This is a genomic window from Acinetobacter sp. Colony158, from assembly GCF_019264745.1.
In the GTDB taxonomy this organism is placed as follows: Bacteria; Pseudomonadota; Gammaproteobacteria; order Pseudomonadales; family Moraxellaceae; genus Acinetobacter; species Acinetobacter ursingii.
The window spans coordinates 456,339-478,189 of sequence record NZ_CP078523.1; the positions used below are offsets into that span (position 1 = coordinate 456,339).

20 protein-coding genes are annotated in these 21,851 nt (G+C 40.7%); 3 read left to right on the top strand and 17 right to left on the bottom strand.

Annotation, left to right across the window (positions count from 1 at the left end; translation table 11 throughout):
* Positions 1-82 precede the first annotated feature (82 nt).
* From JR005_RS01515 to JR005_RS01575, 13 genes are all read right to left on the bottom strand, one after another.
* Positions 83-1,723, bottom strand: coding sequence for a thiamine pyrophosphate-binding protein (locus JR005_RS01515; protein ID WP_218665460.1), 1,641 nt, complete (start codon positions 1,721-1,723; stop codon positions 83-85).
* 75 nt (positions 1,724-1,798) lie between these two features.
* Entirely contained in the window at positions 1,799-3,265 is a 1,467-nt protein-coding gene (locus JR005_RS01520) for an aldehyde dehydrogenase (RefSeq protein ID WP_218665461.1), read from the bottom strand.
* 14 nt (positions 3,266-3,279) lie between these two features.
* On the bottom strand, positions 3,280-4,071 hold the full coding sequence (locus JR005_RS01525) for an aspartate dehydrogenase (RefSeq protein ID WP_218665462.1): 792 nt from the start codon (positions 4,069-4,071) through the stop codon (positions 3,280-3,282).
* 10 nt (positions 4,072-4,081) lie between these two features.
* Positions 4,082-4,876 (bottom strand): SDR family oxidoreductase, encoded by a 795-nt coding sequence (locus JR005_RS01530; protein WP_218665463.1) that lies wholly within the window; start codon positions 4,874-4,876, stop codon positions 4,082-4,084.
* Positions 4,877-4,891: 15 nt separating this feature from the next.
* Positions 4,892-5,716 carry an alpha/beta fold hydrolase gene (locus JR005_RS01535; RefSeq protein WP_218665779.1) on the bottom strand — a complete coding sequence of 275 codons (825 nt, stop codon included), beginning with the start codon at positions 5,714-5,716 and terminating at the stop codon, positions 4,892-4,894.
* Between the two features lie 62 nt (positions 5,717-5,778).
* The gene (locus tag JR005_RS01540) at positions 5,779-6,303 is read right to left on the bottom strand and encodes a cupin domain-containing protein (RefSeq protein ID WP_004990771.1); all 525 of its coding nucleotides are present in this window, start codon (positions 6,301-6,303) and stop codon (positions 5,779-5,781) included.
* A 31-nt stretch (positions 6,304-6,334) separates the two neighbouring features.
* Positions 6,335-7,564 (bottom strand): MFS transporter, encoded by a 1,230-nt coding sequence (locus JR005_RS01545; protein WP_218665464.1) that lies wholly within the window; start codon positions 7,562-7,564, stop codon positions 6,335-6,337.
* Positions 7,565-7,631: 67 nt separating this feature from the next.
* Positions 7,632-8,843, bottom strand: coding sequence for an NAD(P)/FAD-dependent oxidoreductase (locus JR005_RS01550; protein ID WP_218665465.1), 1,212 nt, complete (start codon positions 8,841-8,843; stop codon positions 7,632-7,634).
* 25 nt (positions 8,844-8,868) lie between these two features.
* Positions 8,869-9,804: a VOC family protein gene (locus tag JR005_RS01555; protein WP_004996197.1), complete on the bottom strand. Its 936-nt coding sequence runs from the start codon at positions 9,802-9,804 to the stop codon at positions 8,869-8,871.
* 11 nt (positions 9,805-9,815) lie between these two features.
* On the bottom strand, positions 9,816-10,580 hold the full coding sequence (locus JR005_RS01560; RefSeq protein WP_044436193.1) for an SDR family oxidoreductase: 765 nt from the start codon (positions 10,578-10,580) through the stop codon (positions 9,816-9,818).
* A gap of 11 nt (positions 10,581-10,591) precedes the next feature.
* Entirely contained in the window at positions 10,592-11,644 is a 1,053-nt protein-coding gene (locus JR005_RS01565; RefSeq protein ID WP_218665466.1) for an aromatic ring-hydroxylating oxygenase subunit alpha, read from the bottom strand.
* Between the two features lie 17 nt (positions 11,645-11,661).
* Positions 11,662-11,961: a recombinase-like helix-turn-helix domain-containing protein gene (locus JR005_RS01570; protein ID WP_218665467.1), complete on the bottom strand. Its 300-nt coding sequence runs from the start codon at positions 11,959-11,961 to the stop codon at positions 11,662-11,664.
* Positions 11,962-11,980: 19 nt separating this feature from the next.
* Positions 11,981-12,286 carry a non-heme iron oxygenase ferredoxin subunit gene (locus JR005_RS01575; RefSeq protein ID WP_218665468.1) on the bottom strand — a complete coding sequence of 102 codons (306 nt, stop codon included), beginning with the start codon at positions 12,284-12,286 and terminating at the stop codon, positions 11,981-11,983.
* Between the two features lie 273 nt (positions 12,287-12,559).
* Between JR005_RS01575 and JR005_RS01580 the strand changes: the two genes are divergently transcribed.
* A complete protein-coding gene (locus JR005_RS01580; protein ID WP_005002954.1) occupies positions 12,560-13,372 on the top strand; it encodes an IclR family transcriptional regulator in 813 nt (270 codons plus the stop codon).
* Between the two features lie 505 nt (positions 13,373-13,877).
* Here the strand turns inward: JR005_RS01580 and JR005_RS01585 are convergent.
* Together JR005_RS01585 and JR005_RS01590 are read right to left on the bottom strand one after the other, a co-directional pair.
* A complete protein-coding gene (locus JR005_RS01585) occupies positions 13,878-15,158 on the bottom strand; it encodes an OprD family outer membrane porin (protein ID WP_218665469.1) in 1,281 nt (426 codons plus the stop codon).
* 32 nt (positions 15,159-15,190) lie between these two features.
* A complete protein-coding gene (locus JR005_RS01590; RefSeq protein ID WP_218665470.1) occupies positions 15,191-16,537 on the bottom strand; it encodes an MFS transporter in 1,347 nt (448 codons plus the stop codon).
* A 483-nt stretch (positions 16,538-17,020) separates the two neighbouring features.
* Here JR005_RS01590 and JR005_RS01595 point away from each other — a divergent pair, with 483 nt between their 5' ends.
* Both JR005_RS01595 and JR005_RS01600 read left to right on the top strand, forming a co-directional pair.
* Positions 17,021-18,097 (top strand): aromatic ring-hydroxylating oxygenase subunit alpha, encoded by a 1,077-nt coding sequence (locus tag JR005_RS01595; RefSeq protein ID WP_218665471.1) that lies wholly within the window; start codon positions 17,021-17,023, stop codon positions 18,095-18,097.
* 12 nt (positions 18,098-18,109) lie between these two features.
* A complete protein-coding gene (locus tag JR005_RS01600) occupies positions 18,110-19,057 on the top strand; it encodes a PDR/VanB family oxidoreductase (protein WP_218665472.1) in 948 nt (315 codons plus the stop codon).
* A 59-nt stretch (positions 19,058-19,116) separates the two neighbouring features.
* Here JR005_RS01600 and JR005_RS01605 read toward each other — a convergent pair whose 3' ends face one another.
* Both JR005_RS01605 and JR005_RS01610 read right to left on the bottom strand, forming a co-directional pair.
* Positions 19,117-19,797, bottom strand: coding sequence for a GntR family transcriptional regulator (locus JR005_RS01605; protein ID WP_218665473.1), 681 nt, complete (start codon positions 19,795-19,797; stop codon positions 19,117-19,119).
* Between the two features lie 144 nt (positions 19,798-19,941).
* On the bottom strand, positions 19,942-20,940 hold the full coding sequence (locus JR005_RS01610; RefSeq protein ID WP_004996174.1) for an isopenicillin N synthase family dioxygenase: 999 nt from the start codon (positions 20,938-20,940) through the stop codon (positions 19,942-19,944).
* Positions 20,941-21,851 lie beyond the last annotated feature (911 nt).

Genomic DNA, 21,851 nt, shown 5'->3' on the forward strand with positions numbered 1-21,851 from the left:
TTACTTAGATGCCTTAGCACCTAAGTAACGCCAGATCACAATAATGCTGCTATAAGGTTTTGAAATTTAATATCCCTTAAACTTAATAGAGTTTTTTCTGTGGTGGACCCGCAAAGTTCAACGGACCAATAGAATGCATATCGAGTTCGATGATCGCAGGGCCGTTAAAATCGATGGCTTCTTGGATCGCAGCTTTAAACTCATCTGCACTACCCACTTTCCAGCTTTTAACGCCCATCGACTCACCCAGTTTTTGATAATCTGGGGTATGTAACTCATTAAAATACTGGCGACCACCAAAGTAGTTATTTTGAATACCGCGCATTACACCATAACCACCGTCGTTCATGATCATGAGTACCATATCGGTATTTTCCTGCGCCATCGTTGCGATTTCACCGATACCAAGCATCAAACCACCATCACCGACCAGACCGACTACTTTTTTGTCTGGATTAGCGATACTTGAACCAATCGCATGCGCTAAACCTAAACCGATTGCCCCTGCCAATGAGTGAATATTTCGATTTGGTGCTTGTACAGGAAATAAGCGGCTGCCCCATGTACTTCCCGACATCGTAATATCGCGGACAAAAATACCATCTTCGGGTAAAGCCGCACGTAAGTGATCACAAATCAATGCGTATTGATCAAGCTGTTTACGTAGTGCATCGACCGCAGCATTTTTAGCATCAACAATAGCTTGATCATAGTCAGCATCAACTTTCGAAACACCATTAAGTTGAATCAAACTACGCGACAAAATATCTTTAGCATCCGAACAAATGAAATGACGAATTTTGTAATTACGTTGTTGTGCGACAGGATTGGCATCAATCTGAACGATATTTTCGGGAAACTGAACCGAATAAGTTTTGGTTTCGTTACTGCGTAGACGAGAACCCACTACGACTAATAAGTCAGCATTTTTTAATAGTTCTTCGACTTTAGCCGAGTTATGAAATGCACCTAAGCTACGTGGGTGTGCATCGGGTAAAATACCGCGACCATGGGTGGAGGACACCACAGGAATACCCAAATCTGCAATCGCCTTGATTTCATCCACACTATTTAATGCACCGCCACCAATCCAAAATACTGGACGTTTAGCTTGCTTGATTTGATCAACCAATAACTGAACCTGAGTTTCATCTACCGCAGGCAGTTGCATCGCTTTCACTGGACTTAAATCCAACGGTAAATCAATTTCTGCTGCTTGCACATCGATTGGTAATTCAACACTGACAGGTCCCATTGGAACAGTTGTAGCGACACGAATCGCTTCACGAATGACCCCAATCGCGTTATCTGGACTGGTAATGCGAAATGCAGCTTTGCTCGAAGCACGTAAGAAAGTGAGCTGATCTTTGGTTTCATGAATAAAACTGGCATCACGATCCAAATATTCCCGTTCCACTTGACCTGTTAAATGCAACACAGGACTGGCTGCATTCATGGCTTCGATGAGTGAACCAACGGCATTGCCTGCCCCTGCACCCGTACTGGTTAAAGCAACGCCCAAACCTTTAAATCGTGCATGTGCATCAGCCATAGTGACTGCACCAGCTTCACCTCGCGCCGCCACAAAGCGGATTTTTTCACGGCGACCCACAGCATCAGCAATCGGCAAGTTATGAATGGAGATCACGCCATAAATGCTATTTACATCATGTTCTTCTAATAAGCGAGCAATTGCTTCACCCACATTGACACGTTCAGTCATGAAAATCTTCCTCTAAATTCTGTTTAATATCCATTGAAATGGTTAAATCGTTAAAACCATCTTCTACTTTAATCATCAGTCACACCATGCATTTGGCTGGTCGCTTAATCCCATATAAATGCTTTTTTGCTGCATATAAGATAAAATTCCCAAACGTCCTTTTTCACGTCCAATACCACTATCTTTAAAACCACCAAATGGCGCTGAAATTGAAAATTTCTTGTAGGTATTAATCCATACTGTACCCACTTCAAGCGCACGAGAAATCCGCCACGCCTTACGATAACTTTCAGTCCAGATGCCTGCCGCCAAACCAAAACAACTATCATTGGCTTGCTGAATTAAATCTTGCTCATTGTCATATTTCATGACCACTAAAACGGGGCCAAAAATTTCTTCTTGGCATACTTTTGCCTGATTTTTCAATCCAGTAATAATGGTCGGCAAATAAAAACTACCTTTGGCAAATTCACCTGTTGTCAATGCTTCGCCACCTGTCAAAACTTCCCCACCTTCTTGCTTGGCGAGTTGTACATAACGATCGACAGACTGTAAATGCGCCTGATTGATCAGAGACCCCATATGAACATCTTTTTGTTCAGGATGCCCAACCCGTAAGCCTTTGGTAATTTCCACCAGACGTGTGAGGAACTGATCGTAAATACTGCTATGAATAAACAAACGAGAACCTGCAATACACGCTTGCCCCGCAGAACTAAAAATGCCGTATGCAATTCCTTTTGCAGCAAGCTCTATATCCGCATCTGGGAGCACAATCGTTGGCGACTTACCACCTAACTCTAAAGATGTGGTAATCAGTTTAGCTGCTGCAATATGTGCCAAATGGCGTCCTGTTGTGGTTCCACCTGTAAAAGAGATCTTTCGAACTAATGGATGCTTCACAATGGCATCACCGACGACTGAACCTTTCCCCACTAAGACGCTCAATAGGCCTTTAGGTAAACCCGCTTCTTCAAAAATCTTTGCCAATTCCAGTGCAATCAGCGAAGTAGCTTCAGCAGGTTTTAAAATCACTGCATTTCCACCTGCCAAAGCAGGAGCCAGTTTTTGTACTTCACTGGCAATGGGTGAATTCCATGGAGTAATCGCAGCCACGACACCTACAGGTTCATGCACACTTAATGTCATAAAATCTGGCGCACGTTGAGTGGTCAATTCATCATTGAGTGTTTCACAGGCAGCCGCCACATAACGGGCTGTCGCAGCCGCGCTTAAGACTAAACCACGAGTTTCTGCCAAAGGCTTACCATTATCACGGGTTTGTAATTGAGATAACTCATCCACTCGTGCTTCAATAATATCCGCGACTTTATATAAAATTTTGGCACGTTCATGTGGCATACGATTACGCCATTCAGGTGCGCGCCAAGCCTGATCTGCTTTAGCAATCGCTTCTTCAATATCTTCAGGACTTGCTGTAGAAATTTCGGCATTTACTGAATTGTCTGCTGGAAATGTACTTTGAATCACATGACCGCGACCCAAACGCCATTCACCCGCAATATAAAGTTCCTTAACCATGATAGTAATCCTTGTTAAATCTGAATGGCTTCAACACTATTGCGACAAGCACGAATCACGCTAAGTGCCGCCAATGTGGATGTTTTAGGGTTAGATGCAAGCGGAACACCGACCATTTCAATCGTCATCTGCCCAAAACGACCTTCGGCAACAATGGTATGTTTGTTCTGGGTCGTTTCTGGATCTACGGTTAGTTCTACGATCGTGTTATCCATGCCTACACCAGCCAGCGCGATAGTTGCAGCTACATTGGCATTGGCAGGAAAATTCAGCGCGGCTTCGCGCGCTGTCCCACGATAAAACACGGTGGCTTTTTGTACTTGATCCAAATCAATCAATTGCTCGGCATAACTACCACGCCAACTGTTGGGGCTTTTACAACCTTTATAAGTGACTTTTTCAAGTCCACCTTCTTTTGCAGCGGCAATACCATCTATGCCTGCAATTGCACCTGCCAATAGGTGTAAGTGCGCGCCATTTTGTTCCGCCGTTTGCTGAAGTTCAGTAAAAAATTCGCTATCTGCCAAAGTACCCACAGAGATCAAACCAATGGTCCAACCATTTTCCAGTACTTTTTTAGCATGTTCTTTGACTGCTGCCTGACCCGCCACTTCAATCACATAATCTGGTGTGCCATCACATTGATTGACATCAGAAATCACCTTAATGTTGGTATCGACTTTTTGCTTGACGTTTTCAACACTACGTTCAGGTACCACAATCCATTTCAACTTAAGATCATGTGGCAAATGTGCATATACTTCCGAGGCCATTGCGCCAAAACCAATCATCATCAATTGTTTCATTGCATTCACCTTATAAATGTTTGTTAAAACCACCAGACACATCAATGGTCGAGCCTGTGGTATAAGAAGCAAGCGGTGAGGCTAAAAATACCAATGCACGAGCTGGTTCTTCGGGTTTACCTAAACGCGCCATTGGAATTCCACGTTTTTTTGCGATATTCGCAGTCCAGTCTTGCCATGATTGATTTGGATCTGAGCGTGTTTCATAGCGGCGTTTCCACTGTGCCGATTCGACCATGCCTAATAAAATTGAATTAACACGAACGTTGTATTGAATAAATTCATGTGCCAATGAATGGGTCAGATTCAGCAAAGCCGCACGTGCTGATGAAGTCGCGATCATGTGCGGTTCAGGTTGCAAAGCGAGTAATGAATTGACATTGGTTACAGAGCCAATTGCTGAGTTTTTTAGATCATCCAAAAAGGCACGAATGGGATGTAAGACACTAAAATATTTCAGTTCAATTTCTTTCATCCAGTCTTCATCTTGGGTATTTTCAAAAGTAGAAACTCGTCCTTGACCTGCGTTGTTAATCAACATATCGACATTGCCCAAATGCTGTTTCACGGTTTGAGCAAAGTTTTTGACATCTTCTTTATCCAATACATTGCAAACCTGTGTAAAAACATGGGCATGCGGATATTTTTCTAAAATATAAAGTTTTGATTCTACAAGACGCTGTTCATCTCTCCCGCACCACGCCACTTTCGCGCCTTCTGCGACTAAAATCTCAACCGCAGCTAATCCGATGCCAGAAGAGCCACCTGTGACAACCGCTACTTTTCCTTCTACTTGGAAGCTCATATATTCTCTCTCGTTTCAATGCTGCTGTGCAGACACAATAATGTCGTTAAAAATTGTAGGTTGATCGACATAGCTCAAATGTCCTGCTTCACCAATTTCAATATAGTTTTGGCACTGGATTTCCTTTGCCAAAGCTGCAATGGCTTGCGGCGGTGTAATACTGTCGTTCAGTCCTGAAACCATCACGCATGGCACCGCCAAATCTGTTACATAATTACGAATTTCATCGTGAGCCAACAAATAAGAAGCTTGGGTAAAACCTTCCAAATTCAGGTTTTGCATGACCTGTCCAATCAGTTCAAGCGTTTGAGGTTTCTTCAAATAAGTTAAATGTGGTCCACGACTTTGTGCTAAACCCTGATTTCCAAGTTCTGCCAGCATTTTTGGTCTTTTGTTATAAACTTCGGCTTGTTGTTCAACGGGATAACGCTGATAACCCTGTGCAACATTGGCAAGAATGAGTGTTTCGACATACTCTGGATAACGTCGCGCAAAGGCACTTGCTTGTAATGCACCCAGTGAATGTCCAACCACAATCGCCTTTTTAATCTTTAAATGTTCAAATAAGCCCGCCAAACGCTGTGCATAATCTTCAGCGTTTGGTTGCTCAGTGGTTAAAGCATCGGACGAACCATAACCGGGTGCGTCCCATGCAATAATATGAAAATGATGACTTAAATCTTGCAGTTGGTTGACCCACGAACCCGCACCAGAGCTAATGCCATGCAGTAACACCAGATAATGCTCTCCAGTGCCTGCTTCACGATAACTTTGTTTGTGTCCATCGATCTCGACAAATTTCACTGGAAATTGTTGTAGAGTTTCAACAAGTGTCATCATCATTTTCCTTTAAGGCCACAATCAGAGTTCAAACCTCTTTTTGCAACTCTGATTCAATCCATTTAGTTACGTTTAATTTGAGAAAGTGGATGCTCAGGTGGATAGTTTGGAATGGTTGGTTTACCTGTTCCTAACATCACACACATCAAGGCATCTTCTTGACCCGGATTAAATAATCCACGATAAATTCCTGGTGGAATAGAAATCAGATCGCGTTCTTTTAAACGAGTACTGAACTTTTCACCGTTATGCTCAATGAACAAATCAATTTCACCACGCAACATAAAGAACACTTCTTCAACATCATGGTGAATATGCAAAGGCCCTTCACACTGTGGCGGTAAAACCATCGTAGAAAACGTAAAGTTTTCAGCAGGAACAGTGTTGTTATCATTGGAAACACCTGTTGCACCTGTTCCCATGTAGCGCATTTGGGCACGGCGATATTTCGGATCATAATCTGCCTGAAATTTCAGTGCGTTAAAGTCATATTTGCGAGTTTCAAAACGTGCAATACGGGTGTTTAACCATTCTTCTAAGCTCGCACCTTCGGGTTGCGTCCATGATTCAAATTGTTGAGTGCTCATGTCTTACTCCTGATTAAAATGAAAACTGTAATTAGTAACGTTTGAGTAATGGTGTAAGGAAAAAGGAACCCACGATAGCCACCACTGCCAAGAACGTGATTCCCAAATTAAAGCTGCCCGTTTGCATCACAATCATGCCAATCAAAACTGGCGCAATCGCACTGGCAAAGTTGGCCAAACCATTAAAAATACCGCCTGCTGTCGCCCCGACATCTGCTGTAGTGACACGCGCCAACAAAGCAAATACCGCAGCTACACCGAAACCCCATGCCATTGAGCTGATCGACATGGCCAAAATGATAAGAAGCGGATTGGTCATTAACACCATGACGTACAATGAGATACCTGCGACCAGTAAGCCACCAAACACCTGTACTGCGCGTTTACCAAGCTTGTCGGAGAATACAGCCCCAACCACCTCACCCACGAGCATGGCAATAAATGGTAGGCTTGAATAAAAACCAAACTCTTTTAAATTAAAGCCTTTATCCTGAATCAGATAAGATGGTACCCAACTGTTTAGGCCCCAGAGATAAGTCATTAAAGCGATATTGAAGATACAGACCAGCCAGAACGCGCTGTTTTGTAATAACAATTTAGTATTACGAAGATGACCCTTAAAATTGATACGTTTGCTTGAATCTTCGATCTCAATAGTTTTGCGTAGTTCTAAGTTACGCAGTCCAACCACCACAAAGACCAAGACCAATAAAGTCATTGCAGCCATTACAAAGAACGTGCTATGCCAGTCGTGTTTAGCCAACACAGCCGCAGTGATCGGAAATCCTAAAAAGGCGCCAATCGGTGTACCCAGTAAAAACATGGTAGAGGCACGTGCTTGCTGACGATCTGTGTAGGTTTGTTTCACAATCGCATACGCCAATGCAAATAATGGCCCTTCAGCTATGCCCAATAAAACACGTAGGAACAGCATACTGCCATAATGGGTAGTAAAGCCCATGATCAACATCAGAACGCCCCATGAGGCCACGCTCCAGAACAACATTTTCTTGGGATTGAAAATATCCCCTAGAAAACTCAGGAATATAGATGAAAAACCATATGCCAGTAGAAAACTGGTCATTAACCAGCCCAACTTGGCTTTATCCTGTGCAATTCCCATCGCATCCTGAAAATGTGGATCTGAGAACAAAACTGCAATACTAATCTTGTCAAAAAATGCCAGTACGACACAGGCCATTAGGACAAATGCGGGTATCCAGTGTTTGAATCCTTTTTTTTCATCTACATCATTTAACATGCAAGCGTTCCTTCGATCTGGCTAAAGATCTAAAATGATTGTTCTGGCTAGAGGTCTTAAAGCGTTATTAGCGTTTTAGCTTCATGACATTAAATTCAGGATCGGTTAATTGTTCTGGGTTCAACACTGTACCGCTTTGAATCCAGCGTTTGGCCAGTTTGACGAGCTTGGAATCGTTGACCGCGATCATATTGATCAGACGGCTTTGTTCATCCAAATATAAATAGCTAACTTGTGTAGGACTGCTTTGACGGATGACCAATTTGGGGTTTAACTGTGGTTGATAAGTCCCTAAAATCTGGATATTAAAGTGATACTGATCAGACCATAACCACGGAATATCGACATATTCAGTGGCGACACCCAACATGGATTTTGCCGCAGCAATCGCTTGATTTTGTGCATTTGCCCAAGATTGGATGCAGTAGCCTAAAACAGGGTGAATGGCAACATCGCCTGCTGCATAGATATCAGCATCAGAAGTTTGACCATAACAATTGACCACGATGCCATCTTTCACATCAAGACCTGCATCTACCCCTAATTCTTTGGCAATCTCGGCACCTGCACCCACCACTACACAATCAAAAACCTGTGCAGTCTGCGGATGATTCAATACTTGAATGGTTTGATCTGAACTTTCAATCAGGTGCAAATTTTTACTGTCCAGATGAATTTGCGTCCCTTGTTGTTCATGGATCTCTTTTAAGAAAGCTGAAACTTCAGGACTCACACTACGACCACATAAGCGATCAGCATATTCAAAAACATGTACTGCCTTGCCTTGTTTACGCGCTGTTGCAGCAATTTCAAGCCCGATCCAACCGCCACCAATAATCGCAATAGAATTTGCATGTTCAAGTAAATCTGCCAAACGTTCGCAGTCTTGAACGTCACGCAAAGTTACGACATTTGAAATTTCTTTCCACGTATTCACAGGTACACGTGCCCGACTACCTGTTGCAATTAATAATTTGTCATAAGGTAAAATCTTGCCGCTTTCCAAAATGACCTGTTTGTGATTGCGATCAATTTGTGTGGCTAGATCAGGCTTGTGCCATTGCACTGAAAAAGCATCAATTTGTTCAGGAGAAAACAGATTTAGGCTGTCATAACTGGCTTCTTTGGAAAGCACTTGTTTAGAAAGCGGTGGGCGCTCATAGAAAATCTGATGTTCATTGGACACCACATGAATTTCACCACGATACCCTTCCTGACGCAAAGTACTGACCGCCCAACCTGCTGCCTGACCTGCTCCAACCACGACGATTTTTTCCATGAGCCTCTCTCCTTCTACCTAAACCTTAACCTTGAATGGGTTTGACCTGACGACGAGTATCATGATCTAGACCACCCTCAATCGCCCATTCGGTAAACAGTTCCAAACGATGCTCTTCAACACGCGGCTGCCACTCTTCAGTCAAATAGTCATCATTGGTGTAATATTCAAATGCACCACCTAGAGGTGAGTTGACATACCAGAAATAAGCAGAGGAAATAGGATGACGACCTGGCCCAATAAAAGTTGACCAGTCGGAACGATTCATATTCAAACCACCGCCAATCACTTCGTGAATATCACGCACCACAAAAGCGACATGATTCAGACCTGCTGGTTTATTCGGGATAGAAAGCAAGAATAAATCATGATGGAAACCCTCTGCGCGGCAACGCAGGAAAGCACCACGATTTAAATAGGCATCTGATAAATGAAAGCCTAATTTTTCTTTATAAAAATTTTCTGTTGCAGCTAAATCTGGAGTAAAGAACACAACATGACCAATTGCTATTGGTTCACCTTTTTCATAAACAGGGCTAGCTGCATTAACACGTTGGATATTGCCGTACTGATTAATACCTTCTGTTTTTTGTTCAGGTACATCTTTGGTAATCGAATGTTGAAAAACAATCGTCATGCCATTTGGATCTCGACACTGCACCTGTGTTGCACTTTGTACAAAGCCTTCTACATCTTTTAAATTTTCAGCAAATTGGATTAAATCCTGATCATTGTCTACCCCCCACGTCACTTCACGAAGGGTTGAACCATTTTCAATCGCAGCAGGTAACCGTGAATCTGCGATATCAAATAAATAAATCTTGCTGCCATTTTGGGTTTGAAACAGTTCAGTATCTTCAATATCTGTTGTTTGTTTTGACAAACCAAAATCAGTTAAAAACTTGATTGCTTCAGCTTTGTCTTCAACCCCAAACTTTAAAACTTCGATTCCTGTAATCATGTTATTTGCTCCTAATTAAAGACAAAACCACCGTTGACTGGGATATTCTGCCCTGTGACAAAAGATGCCAGTTCAGAAAGTAGATACAAAGCTGTGCCATTTAAATCTTGTGGATGTTGCTGACGCTGAATCGCTCGACCTGTAACATAAAGGTCATGACGTTCTTGTGGGACATACTCTGTTGCTTCAACTAACGTCAATCCTGGAGAAATAGTATTGACACAAATGTTAAACTCACCAAGTTCACGCGCCATAGAACGCGTCATGGAAATAATCGCCCCTTTACTTGCGACATAAGCCATGAGTTTAGGTGCGCCCCAAAGTGCAGTATCTGAAGCGACATTAATAATTTTTGCACAATCAGACTGTTTCAAATACGGAACACAGGCCTGAACCATCAACCACGTGCCTTTGACATTGACTGTCATCACTCGATCCCACAGATCAGGATCGTATTGCATTAAATCCTTGCCGCCCACACCAGTTGCGAGTGCTGCGCAATTCACCAGACCATCCAAACCATTCAGTTTATCTGCTGCAAATTGAACAGCTGACCGAATAGATTCAGGTTGAGACAAATCCAATCCAACAGCGTGAACACCCAAGCCCTGCTGTTGTAACTGCTTTGCCTCTTGCTCAACCAGTTCGGTCAGAATGTCCGCCATGACAACGGTTGCACCCGCTTTGGCAATCGCCTGAGCAAAGCCCAGACCTAAGCCACGCGCTGCTCCTGTTACCATGATTTTTTTACCTTGCAGTAATGTGTGAATGGTCATAGCCACAATCCTTATGGTGTTTCAGTCAAAGATGAAGTATTTAGCACTGCAATTTTTTTCAATTGCTTCTCTGCTTCTTTTTTCATTAAACGACGCAGACGAGATAGACCAACATCATGTTGATAAAGAAACTCTTTAGAACGTGCATTTGGTGCCAAATTTTCCAAAATAATGCGATCCTGCTCCAACACATCCCAATGCAATTTTTCTAAATGATTGCGGTATAAGAAGCGCCAAACATTGCGTTGCCAACCACTGACTTTACGGCAGCGCCAGAAGAATACGCGGGTATTATCAGCGTCAATTGGTGTTGCAAAACCGACAATCCAAAACACACCACCTGGACCAAATTCTTTACGATACGGAATAGAAAGACGTAACCAACTCGCTCCTGTATTGCCATATTCTACCCAGTCAAAATTGACACCCGTTTGACCTTCTTTTTCAAAAATAAATCCGTTTTCAGTACTACGGTGTTTCATTTCCGCAGTACGCTCACCCTCTGCCATGGAGTGCGAAGTACAGTGTAAATAGGTGCCATGCATCGGATCCATCACGTTATCGATGGCGTATTGATGATTCACTTTCCAGTCGGCCTGACATAAAAATGAACTCCATTCTGTACTGGCTAACTGCTCAGGAAATTCAAGTTCAGCAGGTGGTTCATTTGCATCAATACCAAACCAAATAAAAATGGCATCATGCTTTTCAATGATTGGGTAGCTTTTTACACACTCACTGCCTTTCATTGGACAGTCATGTACAGCAGGTACATCGACCACCACACCATCACCACCAACTTCAACACCGTGATACCAGCATGCCACACGATTGCCCAAGTTCCAGCCTAATGATAAGCGTGCCCCACGATGCGGACAGCGATCTTCAAGCGCATGTAGTTGACCATCCTGATCGCGCCAAACCACAATATTTTCGCCTAAACGAGTAATCCCGACGGGATTTGCATTGACTTCCCAACTGGCGAGAACTGGATACCATTGATCACGTAAACCTAAATCAAGGTATTCTTCAGTACTTGGAGCTTGTTGATAAATTGCATTCATTATTGTCTTCCCTGAACTTAGTAACCCAAACGCTGCATTTCTTCTGTAAAGCTCTGCATGGTCCAGATTTCACCTGACTCACGACGAAAACCCTGTTGGTTTAATGCGTTGACCAAATCATTCAATTCAGTCATCCCTGCTCCAAAAGCTCGTATTAGATGCTGAACAAAGTCCTGTTCGTAGACGGTCGGCACTTTGTAGCGAGTCTGCCAGACCAAATGTTCAACTTGCCCAGGAATCTGAATATTATTAATGCCAGCATCCCTAGAAGGTGTCGCATTGATCCAGTTTTCCAGTTTTTCATTAAATTGTTTCATGGTGAATTCCTTCTATCCATTACAGTTGAATCTGTATGTCTTGACCTTCTACACGTACTGGATAGATACATAGGTCACGACATCCTGGACCACTCATGAGCGAACCCGTCTGGATATCAAAAATAGCTTCATGCAATGGACATTCAACGGTCTGATCCTCGATAAACCCTTCTGTCAATAATGCAAAAGCATGTGGACAGACATTTTCGATCGCAAAATAATTTTCATCGATGACAAATACACCTATTTTTTTGTCATTGACTTCTACTGCCTTTGGTTCGTCTTCCGAGACATCATCAATGCCACAAACTGAAATCCAACTCATCGTTTGAGCCCTCGATACTGTTTTATATATAAAACTTTATTTGATTTTCAAAACATTTACAAAGAATAATCCTCATTTGCTTTTTATGTCAATAAATTAAAATTAATATATTTCATATACTTAATAAATTATTAATATTTTATTACGTTTTATTAGGAAAATTTGGTTTTATATATAAACATTGTTTTATGCATCCGATATCATTACAATAGTTCTAAAATAAAGCAGTGTGCACCAAATATTACCCTTTTCTTTTTTAGGAATTTTTATCGAATGAGCTTAGTCATTGAAGAAGATGTACAAGAAGCTGAAATCACAAAAAACGATGACCGTTATTTGGTTCCAGGCCTTGTCAGAGGTTTAGCAATCTTACAGGCGTTTAATCAGGAAGCTCAGGAAATGACCATTTCTGAAATTGCTGAAATTCTGGATGTGAACCGTTCTAGTGCATTTCGCCTGATTTATACCCTAGAATCCTGCGGATATTTACGTAAAGCTTCACAGAAAACTTATGCTTTAGATTCAAAAGTCATGGAGCTTGGTTTTAACAGTTTATCTAAACTTTCTTTACTGGATTTATCAACGCCACTAATGAAAGAACTACGTGATCAAACCAAAATCGCAGTTCATCTTTCAATCTTGGAAGGGACTCATATTGTATTTGTAAATAACATTCAATCGAGTGGACCTTTTACCAGTACGATTAATTTGGGTACGCGCTGGCCCGCGCATGCGACTGTGATTGGTCAGCTCCTTTTATCCAATTTACCTGAGACCGAAATTCGTCAGCGTTATCGTAAATTTAATGAATGGGATACTTTCTCCGACCTTACTCCCAAGAATCTAAAAGAATTGCTACTACGTTTAAACTATGTCAAAACACAATCATCCATGGTGAGTTGGGGACATTACAATAACGATATGGCAGCCTGTGCAGCACCTATTTATCGTCAATCCTCCAAAGATATGGTCGCTGTACTATCGGTCAGTTGTCCGATCACCACCTATGATGAACAGACCTTTAAACACATCATTGCAAATCAAGTTATTGATACTGCAAATAAAATATCTAAATTTATTTATTAAAATAATAGGCAAAGGATTGCCATTTATAAAAATACTCTGTTATTGCTTAAAAATATTTTAAAACACTGCCTAAGCCCTTCCATTGTAAGAGTTTTTATAAAGTTGACTTTCATCCAAATCAGCATCATTATAAATTTCGTTTCATATAAGAAACTGCACTTTAAATATAAATACTTATTCCAATATCAGCCTTTCATCAGACAAAGTAGTGCGTTCAGGTATAGCGATTGAAGATGCAGTGCTTATTAATCCAATTTGCAAGATGCAAAGAACAAACAACTTTAAAAATTTTTGAAAAACCATTTCAACAATGAACCACATAAATTTAACTGGTTTCGCATGGTAAACAATGGATGAAACAATAGAGAAATGCCGACTGGATCTATAATTACCTTGCATGGAATCCCTCCATTGCAAACCGTGTATGATACATCCTTAAAAAAACAAGCTCACTCTTAGATGAACTTATTTTTTATCATTCAATTAAAAAACTAATGTAAATCAATTAAAACTTAAATGTATAATCCACATTCAAACGAGTTTCATTGGTTGAATGAAATACCATATTCGTAGGCATATCATTACGATAATGAGAAAAACGAGCTCGCAGCCCAAGTCCTTTTAACTTTCCTTCTGGAATGCGATAGCCTAAATCGAATTCGAGTGAGTCCTCCTTAAAACGCTGATCCCCATAACTCAGTAAATCAATATCCTCGCCTTTGGCATAACGCGTCATAAAGCGTAGACCATTTAAAGAAACATCTCCTATCCGTGCATCTTTAAAATCATATTCATAACGAATCGAATAGACTTTTTCATCTTTATTGGAATAATCTGAACTCATAAAATCCAGAACGACTGGACTTTCTGTACCTGATAAAAATGGTAGTCCTGTTGAACCAAAAGCCTCCATATAACCCAAAGAAACAGTGTGATTTTGATAGTTCAAACCAAACAAACCGCTCAAATGTTGATTGTCAACATTACCAACTTTACGTGACCCCGTATCTTCACTGTTAAAAAAACGCACATCACTTAGAAAATTTAATTGATCATTCAGCGCTTGTTTGCCATTAAATCCGAAAAACTGCTGTTGATAAATATTCTGAAGTTCTGCCTGATAAGCACGTATCCGATAATTCTTAAACTGATAGGCTCCGCCGATACTATAGAAATGATCTGTCGTTGCAGCCTTGTCAAAACGATGATTAATATTATCAATACCCACATCGGTATAACGTGTTGAATCACGCTGCCGTACTTCATCGACATAAAAGCCTTCCAACTGTAAATTTGGAATTTCAGTCGATAGCAAACGAACACCACGATACGTTTGTGGAAAAAGCCTTGCAGGGGACGAAAAAATAGTGGGCAATAAAGGAACCAGATCCCCCACAAACAATTCATTTTGGCGATATTTTGCTTTTGCAGTAACCCCTATTTTTCCATAATAATCATCACGCGTATTATCGGAATTTACCTGTAATAAACCACTTCGTGCGTAATCATCAGCATGGTGACCAAGCAGGTTAAAACCTGCCATTGCCAGTACATCAATACCCAAACCAACGGTACCTTCGGTATAGCCCGATTGCCCTTTAAAAATCAGGCCTTGTGCCCAGTCACGTGCAGCAGTATAGGGATACGGGTCTTTTTTATAATCCCGATCGAAATAAAAGTTTCGAAGTGTGATCTCAGCTTTGCTATCTGTAATGAATTCGGCATGAGTACATGGGGCAAATAATGGGCACAAGCAAATCCCCACCCATAAGGATGTCTTTGTCATTTTCAATCTCTACAATTTAATTTTTTATGAGGTTAAGCTAATGTTTTTATGGAATAAGATTGAGCCTTTTGCTGGCGATAAAATGCCTTACCCAAACTAAGAATCAGAAAGATTGCAAGAATAAAAACAATGCCGTAATACGCATATAAAGTTGCAGGAGCTACGCCCTGATCCAGAAAAATCCCCGCAATGGTTGGAGATAAAATCGCCCCAATACGACCAAAACCAATCGCATAACCCACTCCGCGACTACGAATATCTGCGTCATAAATGGTTGGAGAAATTGAATATAAACCAGCGACACAACCATTAATCAGTGTGCCAAGTAATAGGCCCACAACAAGTGCAATACTGACTTGAGAAGAGACTGCGACAAATAAGAAAATACAGACAGCAGTCAATCCTAAAAATAAGCTTAAGGCATAGAAAATTTTCATACGAGATGCGAGCAAACCAATAATCGCTGCACCAAAAATTCCACCAATACTAATTAAAATACCCGTACTCACACTTTGATCTGGCGACATCCCCATTGAAATTAGGATTTTAGGTGTCCAGCTCATCACAAAATAAAAACCAAACATCACCATAAAAAAAGCGCCCCATAAACAAAAAGTTTGAAACCCAAGTTGACCCTGAAATAGCTTGGTAATTTCTCCGCCTTTATTTTTATGACTTTTTTCATAGTGTGGTAAAACTAACAACGTCGATAAACCCATCCGCTGCATGACCGCATTTACCTTTTCTAATGCCTGTTTTGGTTTTTTTGCAAATAAATAATCAATTGATTCAGGTAATAGCCATAGGCTCACCAACAGCATAAAAATCGTGGTCAAACCACCTGCCATAAAAATTGAACGCCACCCCAAATGCTCAATTAAAACAAGTGATAAAATTCCACCCAATGTTGCGCCTATTCCATAGCCCGTTGACATCAAACTGACGGCTAGACTTCTCCAGCGAGCATTAGCATATTCACTGGCCAATACATTACTGCTTGCCAGAATCCCCCCTACGCCAATACCTGTAATGAAACGAAGCGCTGCCAGCAAGCTATGACTATGTACAAATGCACACGCGATCATGCTTAATCCCGCAATCACCAAACAGATTAAAATCAATAATCGACGGCCAATTCTATCAGCAAGTGGAGCTAAAAAGATGGAGCCTGCTGCCATACCAAACAAGCCAGAGCTCAACAACAATCCAATTTGCGCACCTGAAAGTGACCACTCAGCGGCAACTGATGGCGCAGTAAATGCCATAACCATGACATCAAAACCATCGATAATATTAAGACAAAGACAAATCGTAATGACAAACCACTGATAGCGGCTCATTTGATTTTGATTAATTTCACCTAGAACATCTCTTTCCATTTGCATATCTCCCAATATGGACAAGATATACACGCGACATTCTGTAATGAGATGCTGGGTGATTATGCATATCCGTATCCATAATTGCCTAGAAGGAATAATTTGATTACAAAAATAGAATTCATCTATTTTTGGAGCATCCTGCTCAATATGCATACTGATACATTACTGGATCCATAAAATCAATTTTTTAAGATATTTTTTGTGCGATCATCGTAACAATCTAATCTCTTACAAACGAAAAATTATGATAATATATTGTTAAATATATAAAAATAAAGTTTAAAAATTTTATTTTATTTAAATTCTAAAAAAAGCACAAAGTGGAGAAAAACAGTTTTAAAATTATTTTTATAAAAAATAAATTTTATTTAATTACAATAATATAAATAATAAAAATTGAATAAGTCTGTATTTAAGCACTTGACGGCAATTTTTAAACCCAATAAATTGGATCCAATAAGTGATAAGGAGTCGTCACACATGTTTATAAAAAATGCTTGGTATGTTGCCTGCCGTCCTGAGGATATTCAGGATAAGCCTCTTGGTCGTACCATTTGTGGAGAAAAAATTGTTTTCTATCGAGGCAAAGAAAATAAAGTCGCTGCGGTTGAGGATTTCTGTCCACATCGGGGTGCGCCCTTATCTTTAGGTTATGTCGAAGATGGCAATCTGGTTTGCGGCTATCATGGTCTGGTCATGGGCTGCGAAGGTAAAACCATATCCATGCCTGCACAGCGTGTAACAGGTTTTCCATGCAATAAATCCTATGCCGTTGTAGAAAAATTTGGATTTATCTGGGTTTGGCCAGGTGAAAAAACTTTAGCGAATGAAGCTGATTTGCCTGTATTAGAATGGGCAGATCATCCAGAGTGGAGCTATGGCGGTGGCTTATTTCATATTCAATGTGACTATCGCCTCATGATTGATAATCTCATGGATCTTACCCATGAAACCTATGTACATTCAAGCAGTATTGGTCAAAAGGAAATTGACGAAGCGTTGCCCGTTACTAAAGTCGATGGTGATCATGTCATTACCGAACGTTATATGGAGAATGTATCTGCCCCTCCATTTTGGCAAATGGCACTGCGTGGCAACCAGTTAGCAGATGATGTAGCAGTAGACCGTTGGCAGCGCTGTCATTTTTTTGCGCCAAGTAATGTTCATATCGAAGTAGGCGTCGCACATGCAGGTCACGGTGGCTATCATGCAGCCAAAGACAAAAAAGTATCATCGATTGTGGTGGATTTTATTACGCCTGAAACCGAAACATCGCATTGGTATTTCTGGGGAATGGCTCGTAACTTCCAACCAGAGAATGTCGAGCTGACCGAGCAGATCCGCGAAGGACAAGGTAAGATTTTTACTGAAGATCTGGAAATGCTGGAACAACAGCAACAAAATATTTTACGTAGTCCTCAACGTCAGTTGCTGATGCTGAATATAGATGCAGGCGGGGTACAGTCACGTAAAATTATTGATCGCTTGCTTGCCAAAGAAAATCCACCATCTCATGAAAGCCAAAACCGAAAATTTCCCAATATTCGCGTGATTTAAGGAGTACAGCACATGGATGTGATCATCAATAAAATCCACCAACTCACCTCAAACATTCGTGCATTTGAGTTAATCTCAGCCAATCATACCGCTCTACCTGTATTTAAAGCGGGTGCGCATATCGATGTTCATCTTAAAAATGGACTGATACGGCAGTATTCTCTCTCCAATTGTTGCAGTGAAAATCATCGTTATGTGATTGGCGTTTTACATGATGAACATTCACGTGGTGGGTCACGTTGCATCCATACCGAATATCGAGAAGGTGATCGACTGAGCATTGGTGAACCACGTAATTTATTTGAGATTCATCCTGAAACCAAACAGGCCGTTTTATTTGCAGGCGGCATTGGTATTACCCCGATTTTGTCGATGGCGTATCGGCTGAAATATCAGAAAATTCCTTTTGAATTGCATTATTTTGTACGTCGCCATGAAATGATCGCCTTTTTTGGCAATTTGACTGAGCATTTCCCAAATCAAATCCATTTTCATATTCAGGATCAGCCAGAAACTCAGTGTAATATGCAAGATGTTCTAAAAGAGGTTTCAACACAACGACATTTATATGTCTGTGGTCCAACGGGTTTTATGCAGTTTGTGATGGATTCAGCCGAGCAGGCAGGTTGGTCAAGTGAGCAATTGCATCAGGAACATTTTGTCGCACAGCAGTTAGATCAAAGTGAAAATGAAACATTTACTATTGAAGTGCTTGGCTCAGATCGTAAAATCGAAGTTCATCCACATCAAACTGCCACTCAGGCTTTACTGGAAAATGGTTTTGAAGTGCCAATATCGTGCGAACAGGGCGTTTGTGGAACCTGTATCACCCGTGTAGTGGCAGGCACACCTGATCATCGTGATGTATTTATGACTGATGATGAGCATTCTCTCAATAACCAATTTATCCCCTGCTGTTCACGCGCCAAATCAAAAACACTGGTGATTGATCTGGCTTAAAACTTTGCTGTTTTTCTCCTATACATTTCATCAAGCCCATGTATAGGAGTTTTTCAAAGTCATGTCGATAAGATATGTTTGACTGTTTCGCCTAACATCACGACAGTACTATGTTCTCGCATCAAACTTTCAGCACGTCCTGCCTGACGTTGAACTAAAGCATCATAGATAGAACAATGCTGTAAATGAGCATAATGTAGACGGCGATATTCAGATAATGCACGAGATTGGTCATAGGTCAATGCTTGTGCAGAGGCCATCGGCAATTGATTATTTTTCGCCAAAGCCTGTGTTAAAGCGATATTCCCTGCCCCCTGAATAACCGTATCGTGAAAAATAACATTCCAGTGATGATAGCTTTCCAATTCTTCGTCACTAAATTCAGTTTTGCCCTCAAATAATTTTTCAGTTTGTTCAATACAATGACTTAAGGTTTTTTTCTGTTCCTCGGTTATTCCCTTTTCTGCCAATGTTTTTGCAGCCAAACCTTCAAGCACCCCACGAACTTGCAAGGCATCCCGTATAAGGTCATCCGAAATTTCACGCACGATATAACCACGGGTCGGATTTTTAATGAGCAGCCCTTCCTGCTCAAGCAAGCGAAAAGCCATTCTCACAGGCTGCCGAGAGACCCCAAGCATTTCAGCCGTTGGAATTTCCGCAATACGGCTGCCACCTTCGAGTTCACCTGCAATAATCATTTTTCTGAGTTTAATTAAAACTTGTTGCCCCGAAGACATAACAGACACTTGTAATGGAAAATCTCAATCGATGCTAACAAGATCGATATGTTGATGACAATGCTTTTCTTATTGTTTAGCCTCAAAAAAAACAAATGAAAAAAGCAGCTTAATGAGCTGCTTTTTTTCATTCGCTACGATCAATCAATATTTCCCAGAGAAATTGGCACTGATCCGCTGCGCCAGATAATCCTTTGCAGTAATGTCAGGATATTTGCCTTGAGGACTTTGAATCAGCACATCTTCGTTGGCTTGACAGAAAAAAGCCAAACTATAACGTGCACCTTGATATTCATGATCCGCTGGATTTTTTACACGATGGAAATTGGATGGTAAAACGTCATCACTCCAACGCATCAACATATCACCAATATTACACGTGATTAAATCTTCACGTGGCTCGATCGAAGTCCATGCACGATTTTCCATTTCCTTGCCTGGGCAAACCTGTAACCCCCCTTGTCCTTTTTGTTGGAATAATAAAGTTAGGCAGTCAAAATCGGTATGTGCACCTGCACGCCACAAACCGAGTTCATCTTTAAGCGCAGGATCGACAGCAAAATAATGCAGCATGCGTAAGGTGCTTTGATAGGTTTCTTTAGATGGATCATGCGCCAAAGTGAAGAAATCTTCAGAAAAACCCATTTTATAAGCAAAACAAGACAGAATTTTCATGCCTACCGACCAACATTGGCTTTCAAAATTCAATACTTGCGCTTTAAAATCTGGCAATTCTTGTTGGGTCGGCCATAAGTTGCTCATGCGGGGACGCGTGATTTGATAAGATTCTTTTTGATCTGGCGTTTTAGTAGATGGACGAATTTGTGCCTTGCTTTCCCAACCTGCATTACGGTTTAGGGGATATTGTGCTTTAACTTCGCGTGGCAAAGCAAAAAATTGTTCTGCCAAACCAAATGCGTGCTGAATCTCTTTTTGCGGAATGCCGTGATTGGCAACTTGAAAAAAACCAATCTCAACCGCTGCATTCCAGAGTTGATCGGCAATTTCATATTTGCGATTTTCAAAATCACTGAGGTCGATAATCCGTACTTCACGTTGGGTTTCAGTTCCCATCACGCCCATCACGGATTCTTTTTTTAATTCTTCTAGAGAAAATTCGGTATTGGTATTTAAACTGTTCATGCTTGTCACTCACATTAAAAAAGGAACTTTAATGATGTGACTCAATGTCATGAAAATGGGTCGAACATTCAATTGAGCCACGCTAAACAACATCATTATTTTCGCAAGGAAAATACATGTCGCTTAGAGCAATGACCCACATAATGAATAAATCAATATGTTGACAGCTTATACTCTAATCAAAATTAAGCAATGATTATGCCAGATTAAAAATTATTTTTAAATTTTCTATTTTTCCAAATCCTTAGAATATTTGATACTCCGTTATTGAGCACTTTCTTAAAAAGAGAGCACATAAAAATGCTCCGTTTTAGCGCAATTAATGCACCATTATGGATAATTTAGCTGATAAAAATCTTAACTTTTAGTTTCTTAAAATCAATGTAAATCATGACAAATACATTTTAGATATATACACAACTCGTTGTTGTTGTTTGAAATTCCACCAAAATTATGCCTTATACTGCGCAAAAATTAGGATCACATAGAATAAGCATATGGTTTCCCTAAAAACTGTAATCATAATTAGGATGCTACCTTGAGCTTAACAAATATTCTAGGCATAGACTATAAGCAATATTTAGGTAATCCAGCTGATGGCAGCTTGTATCAAGCCAGAATCAATAGATTGATTCCCAATGTTATATTGGCGATTGAGAAAAAGTTTTTAGGTTAGACAGCAAGCTCTTTTTTAAAGTTGCATTTAAGCCCTTTCCCATCGAGAGAAGGACATCGTTGAATATTTCGTCCTATTTCAAAACGAAAATCAGGCATTAAGTACTGGATTTAGTGTCTAGAACAACAGCGGTATAGAGCTTTCCATTATGCTTTAATAATCCCTAAACAATCATTTTATCAGCAGCAGCTCTTGCGGTTACGCCAAGCACGAAAAACTTTAGCAATTTTAATTG

Excerpts from the sequence above, each read along its gene's own strand:
- JR005_RS01515 (WP_218665460.1), bottom strand. The coding sequence starts at position 1,723 with ATGACTGAACGTGTCAATGTGGGTGAAGCAATTGCTCGCTTATTAGAA.
- JR005_RS01520 (WP_218665461.1), bottom strand. The coding sequence starts at position 3,265 with ATGGTTAAGGAACTTTATATTGCGGGTGAATGGCGTTTGGGTCGCGGT.
- JR005_RS01525 (WP_218665462.1), bottom strand. The coding sequence starts at position 4,071 with ATGAAACAATTGATGATGATTGGTTTTGGCGCAATGGCCTCGGAAGTA.
- JR005_RS01530 (WP_218665463.1), bottom strand. The coding sequence starts at position 4,876 with ATGAGCTTCCAAGTAGAAGGAAAAGTAGCGGTTGTCACAGGTGGCTCT.
- JR005_RS01535 (WP_218665779.1), bottom strand. The coding sequence starts at position 5,716 with ATGATGACACTTGTTGAAACTCTACAACAATTTCCAGTGAAATTTGTC.
- JR005_RS01540 (WP_004990771.1), bottom strand. The coding sequence starts at position 6,303 with ATGAGCACTCAACAATTTGAATCATGGACGCAACCCGAAGGTGCGAGC.
- JR005_RS01545 (WP_218665464.1), bottom strand. The coding sequence starts at position 7,564 with ATGTTAAATGATGTAGATGAAAAAAAAGGATTCAAACACTGGATACCC.
- JR005_RS01550 (WP_218665465.1), bottom strand. The coding sequence starts at position 8,843 with ATGGAAAAAATCGTCGTGGTTGGAGCAGGTCAGGCAGCAGGTTGGGCG.
- JR005_RS01555 (WP_004996197.1), bottom strand. The coding sequence starts at position 9,804 with ATGATTACAGGAATCGAAGTTTTAAAGTTTGGGGTTGAAGACAAAGCT.
- JR005_RS01560 (WP_044436193.1), bottom strand. The coding sequence starts at position 10,580 with ATGACCATTCACACATTACTGCAAGGTAAAAAAATCATGGTAACAGGA.
- JR005_RS01565 (WP_218665466.1), bottom strand. The coding sequence starts at position 11,644 with ATGAATGCAATTTATCAACAAGCTCCAAGTACTGAAGAATACCTTGAT.
- JR005_RS01570 (WP_218665467.1), bottom strand. The coding sequence starts at position 11,961 with ATGAAACAATTTAATGAAAAACTGGAAAACTGGATCAATGCGACACCT.
- JR005_RS01575 (WP_218665468.1), bottom strand. The coding sequence starts at position 12,286 with ATGAGTTGGATTTCAGTTTGTGGCATTGATGATGTCTCGGAAGACGAA.
- JR005_RS01580 (WP_005002954.1), top strand. The coding sequence starts at position 12,560 with ATGAGCTTAGTCATTGAAGAAGATGTACAAGAAGCTGAAATCACAAAA.
- JR005_RS01585 (WP_218665469.1), bottom strand. The coding sequence starts at position 15,158 with ATGACAAAGACATCCTTATGGGTGGGGATTTGCTTGTGCCCATTATTT.
- JR005_RS01590 (WP_218665470.1), bottom strand. The coding sequence starts at position 16,537 with ATGGAAAGAGATGTTCTAGGTGAAATTAATCAAAATCAAATGAGCCGC.
- JR005_RS01595 (WP_218665471.1), top strand. The coding sequence starts at position 17,021 with ATGTTTATAAAAAATGCTTGGTATGTTGCCTGCCGTCCTGAGGATATT.
- JR005_RS01600 (WP_218665472.1), top strand. The coding sequence starts at position 18,110 with ATGGATGTGATCATCAATAAAATCCACCAACTCACCTCAAACATTCGT.
- JR005_RS01605 (WP_218665473.1), bottom strand. The coding sequence starts at position 19,797 with ATGTCTTCGGGGCAACAAGTTTTAATTAAACTCAGAAAAATGATTATT.
- JR005_RS01610 (WP_004996174.1), bottom strand. The coding sequence starts at position 20,940 with ATGAACAGTTTAAATACCAATACCGAATTTTCTCTAGAAGAATTAAAA.